Genomic DNA, 15,968 nt, shown 5'->3' on the forward strand with positions numbered 1-15,968 from the left:
TGCTCCCGCCCTCTCTCAGCGTAGATACTGACGCGGCGCGCTACGCAAATAACGTTCGCTGAAAATATCTTCTGGAATATCCACATCGTAATCGACTTTGCTGTAGCGCATCTGAGTGTAGCCGCCGATTCGCGAGTCGCTCATTTTGGATTCCGTCACTGTCTGATAGCCGTCCACCATTTCCACCCGCGTCGCCTGATAGGTGCGATAAGCCCGATCCGATGCATCGTAAAACTCTGTTTTCACTGGAATAAAGGTGGTCTTGTGAATCCAGTTTTTGTAGTAGGCGAACTCCACATTGCCGGTGTTTTTTGGCGTGCTTTTCAGCACGTAGTAGTTGTCCGTCTCTTCGAGCAACACATGATTGTCTTCATCCGGGGTGCGCCCGGACACATCTTCATAGAAAAAATGTGAGCCCATGAAGCTGGTGCGTTCATCACTGGCGGAAATGCGTTTCACCAGATCCAGCGCCGGCAGATAGAGCCAACGGTCGTCATCTCCCTTCACATGCTTCCATACCAGGAAGGCGCTTTTGCTCACATCCGCCGGGCTGTGAAAGTACACATAAAACTTCTGATCGCCGTCGCCTGCGTCGTCAATGTCTTTCCGCAGAATGGTGAATTCCCGCGAGCGCTCCCGGTTCTGCGCGTCGAAGATGCGCATATCCACCCTCGCCTTGCCGTCCACGCCCTGATAATAAGCCGCGTGGCTGGCCTTGCGTACGATGTCATCCACCTGCGCCTGATCCACAGCGCCCGCCGGCGTCGCCGAAATTCCCGTCATGACGAATACCCAGGTCGTCGCCCATCGTTTTAATGAAAGACTCATGCCTCAGCCTCCCTTGTTGGTTGCAGATTTTTAAACAGAAAGAGATCAAACGCCGTCAGCAGCGCAGGCAGGATCAGCAAGGTCGCCACGCCGGCGAACAGCAAAATGGAAGAGATAAACACCCCGACAGTCTGATAGGGAATCAACGGCGCCGCCAACAACGGCAGGAACCCCACGCCGATAACAATCACATTGCGGGTAATCGCCCGCGCCGGCTCGCCAAACACCGCGTCCACCGTCTCACGCCAGGAGCCGGTCTGCCGATACAGAAAGCGGCTGCGAGCCAGAAAGTGGATGGCGTAATCCACCGCCAGCCCTAAACTCAACGCTGACAGCACCGCCACCGGCATATCGTAATCTTTGCCAATCCAACCGATGACGCCGTAGATCGCGCCAATTGTGACCGTCAACGGCAGCATACTGAGCAGCCCCCACCACAGGGACCGGAATAAAAACGCCATCATCGCCAGCACAATCAGGAAGCTGCCGAGAAACGCCTCCAACATCCCGCTCACCATTTTTTCCTGCCACACCACATTGATATAGGTCAGCCCAAACCATTCATGCTTGAGGGCCGTCGGGGCCGGATGCTGCGCGAAAAAGCGATCCACCGCGGCGACCACCGCCGCCATGTCCTTGTTGTCTCCGCTTTTCAGCTGTATCCACAAATTGGTGTTGCGATAGTCCGGCGTTACGAAGCGCCACAAGTCCTGAGGACGATGACTGCTCTGGTAGGTAATCAGCGTCTGCCCCACCGCCGGAGCGCTGGCGGGGATGCGAAACGCCTCCGCTTCTCCCTGCATCAGTTCTCTGTGCACGGTTTTGACAATGTCCGGCAGCGCATTGCTCTTACCCACCAGACCGGTTTCCTGCAGGTACTTTTGCAGGGTTTCGATATAAACCAGGGACTCAGGCTGTTTAAAGGTTTCAGCGCTTTGTCTCACCGCGTCCAGCCCCTGCCCCAACGCATCCCACGCGTCCCATAGCGCATCTGTGTCCGTCTGTTCGCGGGCGCCCGCCACGGAGTCCTGCACCTCACGCAACCATTCATCTCGGGTTTGCGCAGTCGCTACGCTGATAAGGGCGCGAGCGGGCTCTTGAATGGCCGCATCCGTCTCGTTCAATAACGCGGCGACCCGGTTGCGGGCATCCTCCAATGTAGCCGGCGCCGCTGGCTGCAGCGCCAGATAGGCCATATAGGTTCCCGCAAAACGCGCATTCAGCGCTTGATCCGCAACCCGAATCGGATGACTTTCCGCAAACCATTTCACCGGGTTGTCATTAATCTGGATTTTGCTAATGCCATAGCCTGCGCCAACCGCCACCAACAAAGTCGCCACCAGCACCAGTTTGGCGTGGCGATAGGTGAAACGCCCCAGCGCATGAAGAAACCGCGCCAGCGCCGTATGCTCCTCTCCATCTTTGTCCGTGTTCATACCAAATCCCTGCAAGGAGTTTTCCGGCATCAACATGATGTAGGCGGGGACCAGCGTCACCGTCAACAACCAGGCCAGCCCCACGCCAATGGAAACGAATACGCCAAATACCTGCACAGGAGGAATCGGGGTGAACGCCAATGAGGCGAAGCCCGCACAGGTAGTGATCGAGGTGTACAGCATCGGCGCCGACAGCTCTTCCATCACTTCGCAAATCGTTTTGTTGCGGTCGCGTATCCGGGGATAGCGATCAAAGAAGTCCGACAGGATATGCACCGCGTCCAGCACCGCGATAGGCATGACAAAAATGGGGATCATCGAACTCATGATATGCACGGTATTGCCGGTGACCACCAGCAACCCCATGGTCAGGATCACGGAAATCATGGCCACTGCCAGCGGCGCCAGCACCAAACGCAGATGGCGGAAAAACCACCACATCAGCAGGAAAATCAGCAGCATCGCCAGCGGCGCGGAAATCGCCATCTGCTTGAACATCTCCACGCCAAACTGATCCTGCGCCACCGGCAGCCCGGTAATGTGGTACTCATCATTTGAGTCGAACTCAGCGACCTTGGCGCGCAACTTCTCCGCGATCTGGTAACTGATGTCTTTTGACGTTATAGGAACGTAAAGCGCCAGCGCTTTCTGGTCCGATGACACCAGAGTGTCGCGCAGCATGGGAATACGCATGGCTTTTTCCGCGACCTGCAAAGCCGCGGCGTCGTTAACGGGAGGCGACGGCATCAGCCATTCAAAACGCACCGTTCCCAGTCCGGCCTGCTCAATATTATCCACTGTGGACGGAGCCATCAGATCCACGCCCACCACGCCCTGCTCACGGCCGTTCTCCTCCCAGCGCAAACCTTGTGCGAAAGCGGCCAGGTCATACACGTTCTTAAGTGAGCGCGCATTGAATACGCCCTGAGGATGATCGCGGTTGATCACCCCAACCACGACAACATCGTACAGGCTGAATTCCTGTTTCAGATGGTTGTGAGTCACCCTGACAGGTTCATCCTCCCGCAGCATGTTTTCCGGGTCGGTATCAATGTGTAGAGGGTTCAGGAAGGAAAACGTCGCGGGGCTCAGTGTTGGAGCCGCCGCCAGAAGAATCAGCAGCAGGCAAAGAGCCCCGCTCAGGCGGAACCAAAACTTGGGGTGTCGGGAGGCATGTTCTGATAAAGTCAGCATAGCAGGGCCTCAGTGAAAGGCGCTTCCGGGATGGAACCCCAGTTTTTTCAACACCATGGCTAACGGACAAAAGCCGGTGAACGCCGCCTGAAACATATTCAGGCCGACAAAGGCGGAAAGCAGGAACCAATAGGGACTCACCCAGTAACCCAGAATCAAACCGAGAGAAACCATGAAACCTGCGAATGCGAAGACCAGTCGATCAATGTTCATAGCGACCTACTCCTGTTCGGATGGCTGAAAGCTTAGCTGCCGATTGTTTGTTTAGAATAATCTAAATGATTTTTTTCTAATTTAGATTATTCTAAAATATTAGTCAATTCATTAGATGTGTGACTTCAAATTATGCTGGATAACGAATTTGACCCCGAAGGTTTTGAAAAGGCTTTGTCGTTAATCAAGTCCATGGACAATCGCAATCGATTGTTCATTCTCTGCCTGCTGTGCGACGGTGAGCGTACGGTGACGGAAATGGCGGAAGCGACGGAACTGAGTCTGTCCGCCATGTCCCAGCATCTAAGCGTGCTGCGTCAGGCGGATTTGGTAGAGACGGAGAAGTATCAGCAGAGCGTGACGTATCGTCTTAAAGGCAATGAAGTCAAACAAATGATTGCGCTGCTGAAAAAGCTGTACTGCGATAGCGCCGCCAAATAGCGGCGCCTTCACTGACAACAATGGCAACGCGTTAGTGAGCGCCTTGAGGCGCGCCGACGCCGCTGCGGGGTAATGGCTTCAGCTTCCACACCAGAGGAATCAGCAGCGCAAACAGGATCGCCAGCATCTTGAAGCTGTCCATGAATGCGATAAACCGGGCCTGCTCGGCCACCTGCTGATTAGCCATCATCAATGCGCGAGTGGCGTCGCCAGTGATCTGCTGCAACTGCATATAATGCTGGCTCCAGACCTCGCTGACCGGGCTGGTGTTAGCCACCAGATGACCGCGATTCACGGTCGCGACGCGATCCAGGAATGTCATCAATAAGGCGATGCCGACGCCGCCCCCCAGATTACGCATGAACGACAGCATGGCCGCCGCCTGATTGTTCGCCGACGTAGGCAACCCGACATAAGCGCTGGATGTCGTGGGAATGAACAGGAACGCCAGACCCAGCGTCTGCCACACTCGGGCCAACGCCAGTTGATCCCGACTCACCGACAACGTCAGGTCCCCCAGATTCCAGAGCGCCAGACTGCTCACGCTCAGCCCCAGCATCAACAGAATACGGGAATCCACGGCGCCAACCAGACGCCCCACGATAGGCATCATAAACATGATCGCGAACCCGCCCGGCGACAACACCAGACCGGCATCGAAAGCCGAATACCCCATCAGCGTCTGCATCAGCAGCGGTAACAACGCCGTGGAGCCGAACAGCACAAAGCCCATCATAAACATGATGACATTCGCCATCGCGAAGTTGGGATAACGGTACAACGTCAGGTCGACGATGGGATTCTTCTGATCGAAAGAACGCACGATATAGGTCAACAGCGCCACCACCACAATCACCGCCAAGGCGACTATCTGCGGCGACTCAAACCAGTCTTCGCGCTGTCCGGTGTCGAGCATCCATTGCAGACAGCCCAGGCCGATGGCGATCAGAGCAAAGCCAAAATAATCCACCTTGGAGCCATCATGGTTGGCGGGCTCGTCCGGCAGAAAGCGTTTAACCAGCATGATCAAGACAATGCCAACGGGCACGTTGATCAGAAAGATCCAGCGCCAGCTGAACTCATCCGTAATCCAGCCGCCCAGGGTAGGACCAATCGCCGGCGCCGCCACCACGGCGATGCCGTACATGGCGAACGCCATGCCGCGCTTTTCCAAGGGAAAACTATCCGCCAGTATCGCTTGAGATACTGGCTGCAACGCGCCGCCAGCCAGACCTTGCACGGCGCGAAAGATAATCAGCATTTCCAGTCCTGGCGCCATGCCGCAGGCCAGAGACGCCAGCGTAAAACCGATAATGCTGCCGATAAAAAAGCGCGTACGCCCAAAATAGTCGGACAGCCAGCCGGCGATGGGCAGCGCGATAGCGTTGGTGACAAGGTAGGACGTCAGTATCCAGGTAGTCTCTTCCGGTCCCGCCCCCAGGCTGCCGGCAATATGCTGCAGCGAGACGTTGGCGATGGAGATGTCCAGCACCTCCATAAAAGCGGCGAGCGCCACCAATGGCGCAATCAGCCAGGGATTAACGGTTTTCTGCATGGATACCCCAGACGCTTGGCGATTCCGATTGGCGGCGCATGGCGCTTACTCCTGTCTTTGTCGGCATCAGGAGCCGCTGACGTAGACGGTGGGAATGACCGACATGCCCGGCCACAACTGCACCCCGTCGGGGACTTCATCAAAAATGATTTTTACCGGCACGCGCTGCACTACTTTCACGTAGTTGCCGGAGGCGTTTTCCGGCGGCAACAGACTGAAACGGGAACCCGTGCCAGGCTGGAAAGACTCCACCTTGGCGCTGAAAGTCACACCAGGATATGCGTCGACTTCAACGCTGACTTTATCGCCAATACGTACGTCGCCGATCTGAGTCTCTTTAAAGTTGGCTTTCACCCAGGCGGCGCCAGTGACTTCAATGGCGAAGTTGGTCTGCGGGCTGACGAAGCTGCCAGGGTGCTTATCCACTCGGCTGATCCAGCCATTGGAGGAGGCGCGGATTTCCGTCCATTGCAAAGCCAGACTGGCGCGTTCTTCATCCGCCTGCGCCTGTTTGAGCGCCGCTTCACTCTGCCCGATCGCCGCTTTCAGCACTTCGATATTGCGCTCATCGGAGGCGACGGTTTTCTGTTGAGAATGGGCCGCCGCCACCTTGCTGGAGGCGACGTCGATGGAGGCTTTTACAGTCTCCCGCTCCGCACGCAAAGTAGCCAGATTGGTTTTCGCATCTTCCAGCGCTTGCTCGGAGACCTGCTTGCGCCCGGCCAGGCGCTCATAGCGATCCACATCCCTCTGCGCCTGCGCAATCTGCGCATCCAGACGCGCCAAGTTGCTTTCATGGTGCTGTTTCTCCGCTTTGGCGACGTCCACCTGAGCCAAAGCATCCTGTTTACGCGCATCCAAACGCGCTGTAAAAGCGTCCAGATCCGCCTGCGCCTTCACCATCGCCGCCTGCTGCATGGCGACTCGGGCGGATGCGCTTTGCAATTCAGCTTCGTAGGGTTTGGGATCAATGCGGGCGAGCAGGTCTCCCGCCGCCACCTTCTGGTTATCGCTCACCAACACCTCCACCAACGTGCCGGAAACCCGGGGCGTCAGGAAGATAACGTCGCGCTCGACAAACGCATCGTCGGTTGAGACCTTGCCGGCATGCCACAGGTAATAGCCGCAACCGGCAATGCCAGCGAGGCTGAAAAACAACATCAAACGGATCATTTTCTTTGACATGGCGCAGTCCCACGTTCGCTATACAGGTTCAGGATAAAGACGGGCCCCGGGCGGGATTTCTGAGCAAAGAGTCGGACTTTGGCCCCAACTTCTGATTTTCAGCCGCCGCCGGGTTAAAATTATGTCGATTGCAATTCACAAAACTGAACCGTACAGTTCAGTTTTTGCATTCTACTCTGATTTGACGGATAAGCACAAAGGCAATTTAACGACCACCATGGCACTAAACCCACAACGCACCGAACAGATACTTGAAGCCGCCAAGAACGTTTTTCATCAAAGCGGATACGCCCGCGCCTCCATGGACCGGGTGGCGAAAGAAGCCGGCGTGTCCAAGGCGACGCTGTACAATCACTTCAAGAGCAAAACGGTGTTATTTCAGGCCGTGGTGTCCAGCGCCAGCGCCAGATTCATTCAGCAGTTGAGCGACCTGCAGATGGATGGGCGCCGCCTGGAGCCCGCTCTGCGCATCGTTGCGGAGCGTTTTCTCACCTTCCTGCTCTGCCCGCATAATCTGGCGGCCATCCGCATGATCCTTGCGGAGATTCAAGCGGACCCGGAACTGGGTGAGGCCTTCTACAGGTCCGGTCCCGCCGTTGGGGAAAGCGCTGTCGCCCGTTTTCTCGAAAAGCGCATGCAGAAAGGGGAAATCCCTCAGACGGACCCCGTTCGCGCCGGCCGTCACTTCATGGCGTTACTGCGGGGAGATTTGTTCTGGCGCGCGCTGCTCGGCGTCGCATTGCCCCAGGAAGAGATCAACGCGCACCTGGACAGCGTCGTCAAACAGTTCATGCAAGGGGTCGCCGGGATGTCCGCCAGTCACGGCGGTGCTGATACTCGTAACAGTCCAGCGTCCGGTTCTTGAGAGTCGCCGCTTCCGGAATCAGGCCAGCCTGCCGGAAGCCGCACTTTTCCAATACCCGGCTCGACGAGGGGTTGGCGGTAGAAACAGCGGCGTGCAGACGACGCAGCCCCAGCCGCTCATAGGCTTCGCCCATCAGATGCCTTACCGCATCAGTGGCCAGTCCACGTCCGCAATAGTCCTCCGCCACACGATAACCGATCCAGGCGTCGCCGCTGTCATGGCAAATTCCCCGCAGATTGGCGCGCCCCACCACAATTTGATTTGCAGAGCCGGACGCCTCGTCTCCCCACAGCAAAAATGGAAGCTGACGCCCTTGCGCCCATGCCTGGAGATAGTGTTCGATATGTCCTTCTACGCCCTGGCGAGTGTAGAAGCCGTCGGGACGCGGCTCAATATGGGCTTCAAACCAGGTCCGGTTAGTCAGTTCAAATGCAAACAAGGCGTCCAGGTCATCCCGAGTCAGTAATCTGCAATCCATGAAATATCCTTACTATTAATCAGGCCCTGTCTCCCACGGTCAGCCGCGGCGCTATGCGCGGAGAAGGCGCAGCCGGTTCTCTCCCGGCCTGTTTCTCTCATATACTGTGCGCGCTCAAGCATACACAGGACCCGATACGCCATGAAAGTCATCCGTAGCAAAGAGTTCACAGCGGACCGCGCCTGGGGCGCGCTCGACATCGCCAACATGAGCGGCGTCACCTGCCGCCTGCACTGGACGGATCAGCCGTACAAGTGGCATGTTAATGATGGCGAAGAAGTTTTCGCCGTAATGGACGGCAAAGTGGACATGCATTACAAAGACCAGGGAGAGGTTAAAATCGCCACGCTACAATGCGGCGACATATTCTACGCCGCCGTCGGAACGGAACATGTCGCACATCCCATCGGAGCCGCCAGAATTCTGGTCATAGAAAAAGAGGGCTCCGTGTAAGCGCCCTCCCTTCCCACGGATAAAACCATACAGAGCTAGAGGAATACATGACGGACATAACCATCAGGACCGCCACCGCGGACGACGCCGCACTCATTCTGCAATTCATCACAGAGCTGGCGATCTATGAAAAAGCGGAGCACGAAGTAAAGACCAATGTGGAGGAGATTCAACGCTCTCTGTTCGGTCCCGACACCACCACCCACGCCCTGATTTGCTCAGTAGACGGCAAGCCCGTGGGCTATGCGGTTTACTTCTTTAACTATTCCACCTGGCTGGGTAAACACGGCATCTATCTGGAAGACCTGTACATATCGCCTGAATGTCGGGGTGGCGGCGCAGGCAAAGCGCTGCTCCGTCATATCGCCAAAATCGCCGTCGCCAAAGGATGCGGCCGCTTCGAATGGAGCGTACTGGACTGGAATGAGCCCGCCATCAATTTCTACAAATCCATCGGCGCCAAGCCCATGGACGAGTGGGTGATCTACCGTCTGACAGGCGACGCGTTGACAGACTTCGCCAAAGGTTAACCTGAGACGACGCCCATGCAACTCGACGCCGCCGCAATCCGCGCCCGCCTGCAACGTCTCGGCAATGAAACAATTGCCGCGCACTCCCTGCGCTTTTTCAAAACCGGGCCGGGAGAATATGGCGCTGGCGACCAGTTTCTGGGCATCAGAATGCCGACCTTACGCAAGCTGGCGTCCGAATTGCGCGGCGTCAGTTTGACGGAAACATTGCATACACTGCAGTCCCCTTATCATGAAGAGCGTATGCTCGCCCTACTGCTACTGGTAGCGCAGTTTCAGAAAGGCGGGCCTGAACAGAAGCAGGCGGTGTACGAGGCTTATTTGGCCCAAACCCGATTCATCAACAACTGGGATCTGGTAGATTGCTCCGCCCGCTTTATCGTCGGGCCTTACCTTGAAGATAAAGATCGCCGCCAGCTCTATACGCTGGCTGCGTCATCCGATTTGTGGGAACGACGCATCGCCGTGCTGGCCACTTACCACTACATCACCCGCCATGATTTCACGGACATTCTGCAACTCGCGGAAATCCTGCTACAGGACAGCGAAGACCTGATCCAGAAAGCCGTCGGCTGGATGCTGCGGGAAGTGGGCAACCGGGATAAAGCATCGGAGGAAACCTTCCTGCTCAAACACTATCGCAATATGCCTCGCACCATGTTGCGCTACGCCATTGAGAAATTTTCAACGGAGGAGAGAAAGCAATATCTCCAGGGGTTGCGCTAACCCTCGGACGTTAAGCCCACTGGGTGAACCAGGCAACTCCGCGAAGCCCGGCGCGATATGCCCGTAAGCCGCAAGTTGCGACCAGCAGTAACTACTAAGGAACAGTATGTACACACGATATTCCAAAATCGCCCTAGTGTGGGCCGCCGCCTTATTCGCCACTCTGGTGGCCTTCAACAACCTGACGGATTACGGCTCTAACTTCGCCTTCGTCTCCCACGTATTAAGCATGGACACCACCTTCCCAGACAATCAGGGCATGTGGCGCGCGCTGACGTCTCCCGTGATTCACCACGGCGCATACGCCCTGATCATCGCGACGGAATCGTTGGTTGCGATTCTGTGCTGGATAGGTGGCTATCGTCTGCTGCGAAACGTCAGGGACGTCGAGCAGTTCACTCAGGCAAAAGGGCTGGCCATTATGGGGCTGACCCTGGGCGTGATCCTCTGGTTCACGGGTTTTATCGCCGTTGGCGGGGAATGGTTTTTGATGTGGCAGTCCAAGATCTGGAATGGACAACAAGGCGCGTTCCGCTTCACGGTCATTCTTGGCGTCACTATGATCTACCTCAATATGCCGGACACAAACGCACAGTCTTGAGTCTGCGGATTTTGCAGCGCTCCCCTTTCTTTGCTATACCTTGAGCAGGGTTTCGGCGAGCGCTGACTACACACTTTTTTTTGGGACCCAAGCATGTCACCACCCAAGCAACGCCCGCGTTTTCTGACGCTGCTCCTGCTTTTGCTACTGAGTTTTTCCGCAATGGCGGATCACGATGTCGTCTTCTATCTGGAGGATGAGCCCATCTATACCAGCAAATCAGTGCAATCTCCCGGCTTTCTAATGGAAGTAGTGGGAGAAATGAACAAGACGATGAAATTGAAGGTGAGCGCTAACTTCCTGCCATGGAACCGGGCTCAGTATATGGCGATTAAAACCCCCAACGCCGTTATTTTTCCACTCAGCCGCACCCAGGAAAGAGAGCCCAAGTACACCTGGATCTGCAAAGTGTTCGATGTCCCCGTCATGTTCATCACCAAGGAAGGACGTCCGCCCATCAACGACTTCCATACCGCCCGCGAAATGCGGGGAATCGGCGTCATCATCGGCACGCCACAGGAAGAGATGCTCAAACAAGAGGATGTGCCTTACATCGCGCTTACCGGCAAGCAGTTGTATGAGGCTTTGGCCGAAGATCAGGTCAAAGCCATCTACACCGCCAAACCTGAGGCCATTCTGGGCTGGAAACAGGGAGAGTATTCGCAGAGCCTGCAATATGGGCGACCGCTGCAGACGCTGCCCCTATGGATAGCCGCCAGCAAGTCGTCGCCGAATGTTAAAGTACAGGAATGGAACGATGCGCTTGAGCAGCTTAAAACCTCGGGCATATTCGACAAGCTGCGAAAGAAGTACTTCGGCGACGACCCGAAACTGTTCAATGCGGCTCAGGGCGCGGGGGCGTCATCGCCACCCAGCAACTGAGGATACTTGCGCAACGCGGCGCGCAGTTGATGATAAGTCAGCCCCAGCGCGTCCGCGGCCCGCTTCTGGTGAAACTGATTGGCGGCGAGCGCTTCGGCGATCAGGCGCTGCTCGAACTGCGCCATACGACTGCGCAAATCCAGGTCCTCAGCCTCTTCTGTTGTTTCCCGCTCAGTCTGCACGGCGGCTATTGGCTCAGCCGCTTGCGGGACGTCTTCGATAGACGCAGTGGCTGACGGTCGCCAAGGACTCCCAAAGGGATCGATAACCACTTCCGTTAACATTTGTTCCTGGGCGCCATGTCGATAGACACTGCGCTCGACAACGTTTTTCAGCTCACGCACATTGCCCGGCCAGTGGTAATTCATCAATTGAGTCATGGCTTGGGGAGCGAAACCCGCGAACCAGTCATACCCCAGCTCAATACTCATTTTCAGCGCGAAGTGCTCAGCCAGCTCACGAATATCGTCTTTGCGAAAACGGAGCGGCGGCAGGCTGATGACATCGAAGGCGAGCCGGTCCAATAAGTCGCCACGGAAGCGACCGTCCTGCGCCATAGTGGGCAAGTCCGCATTGGTCGCGGCGATGACTCTGACATCCACCTGCAGCGTCTTGTTACCGCCAAGGCGCTCAAAGCGGCCATATTCAATCACCCGCAACAGCTTTTCCTGCACCTGCATGGAGGCGGTCGCCAGCTCGTCCAAAAACAGCGTGCCGCCATCCGCCCTTTCGAACAGCCCCGCCCTGCCCCGCGTAGCTCCTGTAAAGGCGCCCGCTTCATGACCAAACAGTTCAGACTCCAACAGCGACTCGCTCATCGCGGCGCAATTCACTTGCAGATAAGGCTGCTCCCAACGGGAAGAGAGGTAATGCAGACGCTCCGCAATCAATTCCTTCCCCGTTCCTCGTTCACCGATCACCAACACAGGCCGGTTCAGCGGCGCCACCTGAGACACCTGCTGCAGCACGCGATGCAACTCTTCCGAGCCGCCAATCAATGTTTGTCGCCGACCATCCATAAAAAACCATTTATTAGCTAATTAAGCTAAAAATAAGTCACTCAAGCCATTAAAGACAACTCACAAATACGAAAATATCGCCACGAAACCAAATAAAACAAGTATTTTCAGCGACTTACAGAAATTGGCACAAGACTCGCTATGGCTTAAGCAACGTTACAACCGGCCTCAAAAGCCAAGACGCGCTTATAGAGAGTGCGCAGGCGACACAGCAAAGGAGATTGATTTATGGGTATTTTCTCTCGTTTCGGCGACATCATTAATGCAAACCTGACCGCTCTGCTCGATCGCGCGGAAGATCCCGCCAAGATGATTCGCATGATGATTCAGGAAATGGAGGAAACGCTGATCGAAGTCCGCACTACCTCCGCCCGGGTCATTGCCGACCGTAAAGAACTGGAGCGGCGCATGGACTACCTGCGTCAGGAATCCGAAAACTGGGAAGGCAAAGCCCGCCTGGCCCTGAGTAAAAACCGCGAAGATCTTGCCCGCGCCGCCCTGGCGGAAAAAAGCGCCATTGAAGAAAACCTGCAGATCGCCGGCAAAGAATTGAAAGCGATCGAGGAACAACTCGAAGTGCTGCACGAAGAAATCGCCCAACTGCAGCAGAAACTGGACGACGCTAAAGCCAAGCAGAAATCTCTGGTGGTGCGCGAACAAACCGCCCGCTCCCGCATGGATATCCGTCGCTCCAGCAATCGGGATAAACTAGAAGAGGCCTTCAACAAATTTGAGGCCTACGAGCGCAAAATGGATGACCTGGAAGCCCAGGTGGAATCCTATGATCTCGGCCGCACCGGCTCTCTGATGGATGAGTTTTCCGAGCTGGAGCGCAACGATAAGGTTGAGCAGGCGCTTGCCGAATTGAAGGCGCGCATGGATGCCGATAACGGGAGTAAAAACTAATGTCGTCCATCATGGTTTTCTTTTTCGTGCCGACGGTGATCTTCCTCAGTCTGGTCGCCCCGATCTGGCTGATCCTGCATTACCGCACCAAGAGCAAGATTCGCCGCAGCCTGTCCGAGGATGAGCGCGACTTGCTGGAAAGCGCGTTAAAAACGGCGGAGCGCCTGGAGCAGCGCATCAACGCGCTGGAAACGATTTTAGATGCGGATCATGGCGGCTGGCGCACCTACGACAACCGTCATGATCGTCCGCAGCACCATTAAGGAGTCCACCATGAGCGAAGCCAACAAGCAAAACGGCTATAACCGCAATCTGTATCGCGACCCTGACGCAGGCTGGATCGCCGGCGTCTGCGCCGGTCTGGCGGAGAGCTACGGACAGCCGGTATGGCTGGCGCGCATCGTGATGCTGTCGGTGTTTATTTTCAGCGGCAGCCTCGGCGTGCTGCTCTACATCGCCGGCGTCATCCTGCTGGCCAAACGCCCGCGCGACAGCTACACGCCAAGCCAGGGACGTCCGTTATTTGATTATGGCGAAAGCGCCTCAGATCGCGCCCGGCAGCTCAAAGAGCGTATGCGCGCACTGGAAATGCGTTTGCAGTCCATGGAGCGTTATGTCACGTCCAACCGCTTTAACGTTAACAAGGAGTTCAAAAACCTTTAGCGCGGCGGCGATAGTACGGAAGGTTAAGAAGGACTCATGAGGTCCGGAGAGAATCAACGGGGCGCAGCGGACGCCCCGTTTTCATAGGCGTCGGCTTATTTGGATTTCTTGACGTATTTGGTAAGAATCACGATCTGCTGGCCGTTGACCCGGCCTTCGATATGCTCAGGATTGTCCGCCACCAGTGAGATGCCGCGTACGGCAGTACCGCGCTTGGCGGTGAAGTTGGCGCCTTTCACGTCCAGATCTTTGATCAATGTGACCGTATCTCCCGCTTCCAGCACAGCGCCATTGCTGTCCAAGTGACGCACAGCCTCTTCCTTTGCTTCGCCCTCACCCGTCGCCTTCGCCCACGTCAGCGTGTCGTCATCCAGATACAGCATGTCGCTCAAATCCTGAGCCCAAGGCTCCGCGCTCAAACGCTTTAGCATGCGCCAGGCCATTACCTGCACAGCGGGGATCTGGCTCCACATGCTGTCGTTCAGGCAACGCCAGTAATTAACTTCCAGCGTGTCCGGGTCATCCATCTGCCCCTGACAAACCGCACAAGCCAGAATGCATTGGTCGGCGGAACCGTCAGAAGTCGGCGGCACCGCATAGACTCCGAGATTATCCGCCGCGCCGCAAAGTTCGCATTTTGATTCGCTGCGCGCATGCAATGTCTGTTCTGTACTCATACCTTATCACTCACATCTGAATTTAAATCCGGGACCAGCGCCAAGCGCCGACAAGGGGCGCAAAGATAGCAGATTGAAAGCGCATTTTGACACCGATTTAATAAGGATAAACGCAATCCAGATCAATAAACGCAGCCAAAATCGGTCAAAAAGCTTTCCTGCATCCGAAGCCTCCCTATAATGCCCACTCAAACAAGGCCGACCAAGGATCTGGCCCGCGATCAGAGGATATTACATGCGCCCACAATACAAAGCCGCCGCCACATTTCTCACCACTTTGCTACTGACGGGCTGCGACAGCCTGATCGGTTTGGCTGGAGAAAAGCTGCAGAAAACACACCTTATAGATACCTGCGGCGAAGACGACCCCGCCTGCATCTCCGCCGTGGAAGCTCAGTTCGACGCCTGTCATACCAAACATAAAGAACACTGGAACGCTTTCATGAAAGCAACAAACGAAAAAGAAGAAGACCTCCACCTGGAGCGCTACTCGCAAGGCTTATACGATTGCATCGTTGACGAAAACGGCGATCCTTATTTTTATTATGATCCTGATGCTTGATAGATCCGCGTCACTCTTCATCACGGTAGTTATTTCTAACTTCATCGAAATGAATTTTGTCTAGACTTTCAAGCAAGCTTAGCCATAGATTCTTATCGCTATCACGATTCCACCAGCCTGTTTGTGTATCTGCGCTCTTTCTCTTTTTGTATAGGGCGTACATCCCTAAAAGCTCGATTGGAGTATTTCCTTCAAGTCTGAATTCAGAATTACTTCCTTTCCAGGCAAGAGAATCATAGAACCCTCCATTATTAGGCCGCCCCTCCAAGCTTAAATCCCAGCCTTCTTCCTCCAGAATATTAAGAGCTGCATTATATAAATTCCTGTAGCTGAACAAGCGCCCTTTTCTTCGTTCATAACTGACTTCATCCCTCGCATTGACGCCAACTAATTCCACTTTTTTACAGTCGCCTTTCATATGACGGCCATCAGATATAAACAGGAAGTCTGTACGCTCCTCATTTCTCGAAAAGCTGAAGTTTCCCTTCCCTTTCCCGTATAAATTATCAAACTCCAGTTTACCTATACCCCATAAACATAGCGTAATTGTGGTTTCGCTACAGGCTACGCCATATTTCTTATTGTAAGCATCAGGAGGAACTCCCAGAGTCCCGGTTATTTCCAGATAAGGCGCAGATTGAACGAAATCAATACGGGAAACATCAAAAGGAGATAACAAACTCAAGTTAGAGTAATAGTTTTTCAAAGACCCTGCTTTATCAATTACTATGCCGTCAAAACTCATAACATAATC

General features: G+C 55.2%; 20 protein-coding genes. 11 read left to right on the forward strand and 9 right to left on the reverse strand.

What is annotated here, in order from left to right; translation table 11 throughout:
• Positions 1 to 15: 15 nt before the first annotated feature.
• Genes KP814_RS01825 through KP814_RS01835 form a run of 3 tightly spaced genes read right to left on the reverse strand, consistent with a single transcriptional unit; the run spans position 16 to position 3,671 of the window.
• The gene (locus KP814_RS01825; RefSeq protein WP_216735139.1) at positions 16 to 828 is read right to left on the reverse strand and encodes an outer membrane lipoprotein-sorting protein; all 813 of its coding nucleotides are present in this window, start codon (positions 826 to 828) and stop codon (positions 16 to 18) included.
• Positions 825 to 3,458, reverse strand: a complete 2,634-nt coding sequence (locus KP814_RS01830) for an RND family transporter (RefSeq protein WP_216735140.1) — start codon at positions 3,456 to 3,458, stop codon at positions 825 to 827. The genes KP814_RS01825 and KP814_RS01830 overlap by 4 nt, the downstream gene beginning before the upstream one ends.
• A gap of 9 nt (positions 3,459 to 3,467) precedes the next feature.
• Positions 3,468 to 3,671, reverse strand: coding sequence for a DUF2892 domain-containing protein (locus KP814_RS01835; RefSeq protein WP_216735141.1), 204 nt, complete (start codon positions 3,669 to 3,671; stop codon positions 3,468 to 3,470).
• 132 nt (positions 3,672 to 3,803) lie between these two features.
• Between KP814_RS01835 and KP814_RS01840 the strand changes: the two genes are divergently transcribed.
• Positions 3,804 to 4,112: a helix-turn-helix transcriptional regulator gene (locus tag KP814_RS01840; protein WP_216735142.1), complete on the forward strand. Its 309-nt coding sequence runs from the start codon at positions 3,804 to 3,806 to the stop codon at positions 4,110 to 4,112.
• A 31-nt stretch (positions 4,113 to 4,143) separates the two neighbouring features.
• On the opposite strand, the gene KP814_RS01845 is transcribed toward KP814_RS01840, so the two are convergent.
• Positions 4,144 to 5,667: a DHA2 family efflux MFS transporter permease subunit gene (locus KP814_RS01845; RefSeq protein WP_216735143.1), complete on the reverse strand. Its 1,524-nt coding sequence runs from the start codon at positions 5,665 to 5,667 to the stop codon at positions 4,144 to 4,146.
• 66 nt (positions 5,668 to 5,733) lie between these two features.
• The gene (locus KP814_RS01850) at positions 5,734 to 6,852 is read right to left on the reverse strand and encodes an HlyD family secretion protein (RefSeq protein WP_216735144.1); all 1,119 of its coding nucleotides are present in this window, start codon (positions 6,850 to 6,852) and stop codon (positions 5,734 to 5,736) included.
• 217 nt (positions 6,853 to 7,069) lie between these two features.
• On the opposite strand from KP814_RS01850, the gene KP814_RS01855 reads away from it, so the two are divergent.
• The gene (locus tag KP814_RS01855; RefSeq protein ID WP_216735145.1) at positions 7,070 to 7,717 is read left to right on the forward strand and encodes a TetR/AcrR family transcriptional regulator; all 648 of its coding nucleotides are present in this window, start codon (positions 7,070 to 7,072) and stop codon (positions 7,715 to 7,717) included.
• On the opposite strand, the gene KP814_RS01860 is transcribed toward KP814_RS01855, so the two are convergent.
• Positions 7,641 to 8,195 (reverse strand): GNAT family N-acetyltransferase, encoded by a 555-nt coding sequence (locus KP814_RS01860; RefSeq protein ID WP_216735146.1) that lies wholly within the window; start codon positions 8,193 to 8,195, stop codon positions 7,641 to 7,643. The genes KP814_RS01855 and KP814_RS01860 overlap by 77 nt on opposite strands.
• 141 nt (positions 8,196 to 8,336) lie before the next feature.
• On the opposite strand from KP814_RS01860, the gene KP814_RS01865 reads away from it, so the two are divergent.
• The 5 genes from KP814_RS01865 (at position 8,337) to KP814_RS01885 (ending at position 11,387) form a co-directional block, all read left to right on the forward strand.
• A complete protein-coding gene (locus tag KP814_RS01865) occupies positions 8,337 to 8,648 on the forward strand; it encodes a cupin (RefSeq protein WP_216735147.1) in 312 nt (103 codons plus the stop codon).
• 47 nt (positions 8,649 to 8,695) lie between these two features.
• The gene (locus KP814_RS01870; RefSeq protein WP_216735148.1) at positions 8,696 to 9,178 is read left to right on the forward strand and encodes a GNAT family N-acetyltransferase; all 483 of its coding nucleotides are present in this window, start codon (positions 8,696 to 8,698) and stop codon (positions 9,176 to 9,178) included.
• Between the two features lie 15 nt (positions 9,179 to 9,193).
• On the forward strand, positions 9,194 to 9,904 hold the full coding sequence (locus KP814_RS01875) for a DNA alkylation repair protein (protein ID WP_216735149.1): 711 nt from the start codon (positions 9,194 to 9,196) through the stop codon (positions 9,902 to 9,904).
• A gap of 106 nt (positions 9,905 to 10,010) precedes the next feature.
• Positions 10,011 to 10,505, forward strand: a complete 495-nt coding sequence (locus KP814_RS01880; protein WP_216735150.1) for a DUF2165 family protein — start codon at positions 10,011 to 10,013, stop codon at positions 10,503 to 10,505.
• A 93-nt stretch (positions 10,506 to 10,598) separates the two neighbouring features.
• Positions 10,599 to 11,387 (forward strand): ABC transporter substrate-binding protein, encoded by a 789-nt coding sequence (locus KP814_RS01885; protein ID WP_216735151.1) that lies wholly within the window; start codon positions 10,599 to 10,601, stop codon positions 11,385 to 11,387.
• Here the strand turns inward: KP814_RS01885 and pspF are convergent.
• Positions 11,351 to 12,406, reverse strand: coding sequence for a phage shock protein operon transcriptional activator (pspF, locus tag KP814_RS01890; RefSeq protein WP_216735152.1), 1,056 nt, complete (start codon positions 12,404 to 12,406; stop codon positions 11,351 to 11,353). The genes KP814_RS01885 and pspF overlap by 37 nt on opposite strands.
• 228 nt (positions 12,407 to 12,634) lie before the next feature.
• Between pspF and pspA the strand changes: the two genes are divergently transcribed.
• Genes pspA through pspC form a run of 3 tightly spaced genes read left to right on the forward strand, consistent with a single transcriptional unit; the run spans position 12,635 to position 13,975 of the window.
• Positions 12,635 to 13,312 (forward strand): phage shock protein PspA, encoded by a 678-nt coding sequence (gene pspA, locus KP814_RS01895; protein ID WP_216735153.1) that lies wholly within the window; start codon positions 12,635 to 12,637, stop codon positions 13,310 to 13,312.
• Complete coding sequence (pspB, locus tag KP814_RS01900; RefSeq protein WP_216735154.1) at positions 13,312 to 13,575, forward strand: envelope stress response membrane protein PspB; 264 nt, start codon at positions 13,312 to 13,314, stop codon at positions 13,573 to 13,575. The genes pspA and pspB overlap by 1 nt, the downstream gene beginning before the upstream one ends.
• Positions 13,576 to 13,585: 10 nt before the next feature.
• Positions 13,586 to 13,975 (forward strand): envelope stress response membrane protein PspC, encoded by a 390-nt coding sequence (pspC, locus tag KP814_RS01905; protein ID WP_216735155.1) that lies wholly within the window; start codon positions 13,586 to 13,588, stop codon positions 13,973 to 13,975.
• A gap of 95 nt (positions 13,976 to 14,070) precedes the next feature.
• Here the strand turns inward: pspC and KP814_RS01910 are convergent, their stop codons facing one another.
• Complete coding sequence (locus tag KP814_RS01910) at positions 14,071 to 14,652, reverse strand: alkylphosphonate utilization protein (RefSeq protein ID WP_216735156.1); 582 nt, start codon at positions 14,650 to 14,652, stop codon at positions 14,071 to 14,073.
• A 235-nt stretch (positions 14,653 to 14,887) separates the two neighbouring features.
• Here KP814_RS01910 and KP814_RS01915 point away from each other — a divergent pair, with 235 nt between their 5' ends.
• Complete coding sequence (locus tag KP814_RS01915) at positions 14,888 to 15,214, forward strand: hypothetical protein (protein WP_216735157.1); 327 nt, start codon at positions 14,888 to 14,890, stop codon at positions 15,212 to 15,214.
• A gap of 10 nt (positions 15,215 to 15,224) precedes the next feature.
• On the opposite strand, the gene KP814_RS01920 is transcribed toward KP814_RS01915, so the two are convergent.
• Entirely contained in the window at positions 15,225 to 15,959 is a 735-nt protein-coding gene (locus KP814_RS01920; RefSeq protein ID WP_216735158.1) for a hypothetical protein, read from the reverse strand.
• Between the last annotated feature and the right edge of the window lie 9 nt (positions 15,960 to 15,968).

The organism is Hahella sp. HN01, assembly GCF_018986435.1.
GTDB lineage: Bacteria > Pseudomonadota > Gammaproteobacteria > Pseudomonadales > Oleiphilaceae > Hahella.

Coding starts and splice junctions, on each gene's coding strand:
- KP814_RS01825 (WP_216735139.1), bottom strand. CDS start 828: ATGAGTCTTTCATTAAAACGATGGGCGACGACCTGGGTATTCGTCATG.
- KP814_RS01830 (WP_216735140.1), bottom strand. CDS start 3,458: ATGCTGACTTTATCAGAACATGCCTCCCGACACCCCAAGTTTTGGTTC.
- KP814_RS01835 (WP_216735141.1), bottom strand. CDS start 3,671: ATGAACATTGATCGACTGGTCTTCGCATTCGCAGGTTTCATGGTTTCT.
- KP814_RS01840 (WP_216735142.1), top strand. CDS start 3,804: ATGCTGGATAACGAATTTGACCCCGAAGGTTTTGAAAAGGCTTTGTCG.
- KP814_RS01845 (WP_216735143.1), bottom strand. CDS start 5,667: ATGCAGAAAACCGTTAATCCCTGGCTGATTGCGCCATTGGTGGCGCTC.
- KP814_RS01850 (WP_216735144.1), bottom strand. CDS start 6,852: ATGTCAAAGAAAATGATCCGTTTGATGTTGTTTTTCAGCCTCGCTGGC.
- KP814_RS01855 (WP_216735145.1), top strand. CDS start 7,070: ATGGCACTAAACCCACAACGCACCGAACAGATACTTGAAGCCGCCAAG.
- KP814_RS01860 (WP_216735146.1), bottom strand. CDS start 8,195: ATGGATTGCAGATTACTGACTCGGGATGACCTGGACGCCTTGTTTGCA.
- KP814_RS01865 (WP_216735147.1), top strand. CDS start 8,337: ATGAAAGTCATCCGTAGCAAAGAGTTCACAGCGGACCGCGCCTGGGGC.
- KP814_RS01870 (WP_216735148.1), top strand. CDS start 8,696: ATGACGGACATAACCATCAGGACCGCCACCGCGGACGACGCCGCACTC.
- KP814_RS01875 (WP_216735149.1), top strand. CDS start 9,194: ATGCAACTCGACGCCGCCGCAATCCGCGCCCGCCTGCAACGTCTCGGC.
- KP814_RS01880 (WP_216735150.1), top strand. CDS start 10,011: ATGTACACACGATATTCCAAAATCGCCCTAGTGTGGGCCGCCGCCTTA.
- KP814_RS01885 (WP_216735151.1), top strand. CDS start 10,599: ATGTCACCACCCAAGCAACGCCCGCGTTTTCTGACGCTGCTCCTGCTT.
- pspF (WP_216735152.1), bottom strand. CDS start 12,406: ATGGATGGTCGGCGACAAACATTGATTGGCGGCTCGGAAGAGTTGCAT.
- pspA (WP_216735153.1), top strand. CDS start 12,635: ATGGGTATTTTCTCTCGTTTCGGCGACATCATTAATGCAAACCTGACC.
- pspB (WP_216735154.1), top strand. CDS start 13,312: ATGTCGTCCATCATGGTTTTCTTTTTCGTGCCGACGGTGATCTTCCTC.
- pspC (WP_216735155.1), top strand. CDS start 13,586: ATGAGCGAAGCCAACAAGCAAAACGGCTATAACCGCAATCTGTATCGC.
- KP814_RS01910 (WP_216735156.1), bottom strand. CDS start 14,652: ATGAGTACAGAACAGACATTGCATGCGCGCAGCGAATCAAAATGCGAA.
- KP814_RS01915 (WP_216735157.1), top strand. CDS start 14,888: ATGCGCCCACAATACAAAGCCGCCGCCACATTTCTCACCACTTTGCTA.
- KP814_RS01920 (WP_216735158.1), bottom strand. CDS start 15,959: ATGAGTTTTGACGGCATAGTAATTGATAAAGCAGGGTCTTTGAAAAAC.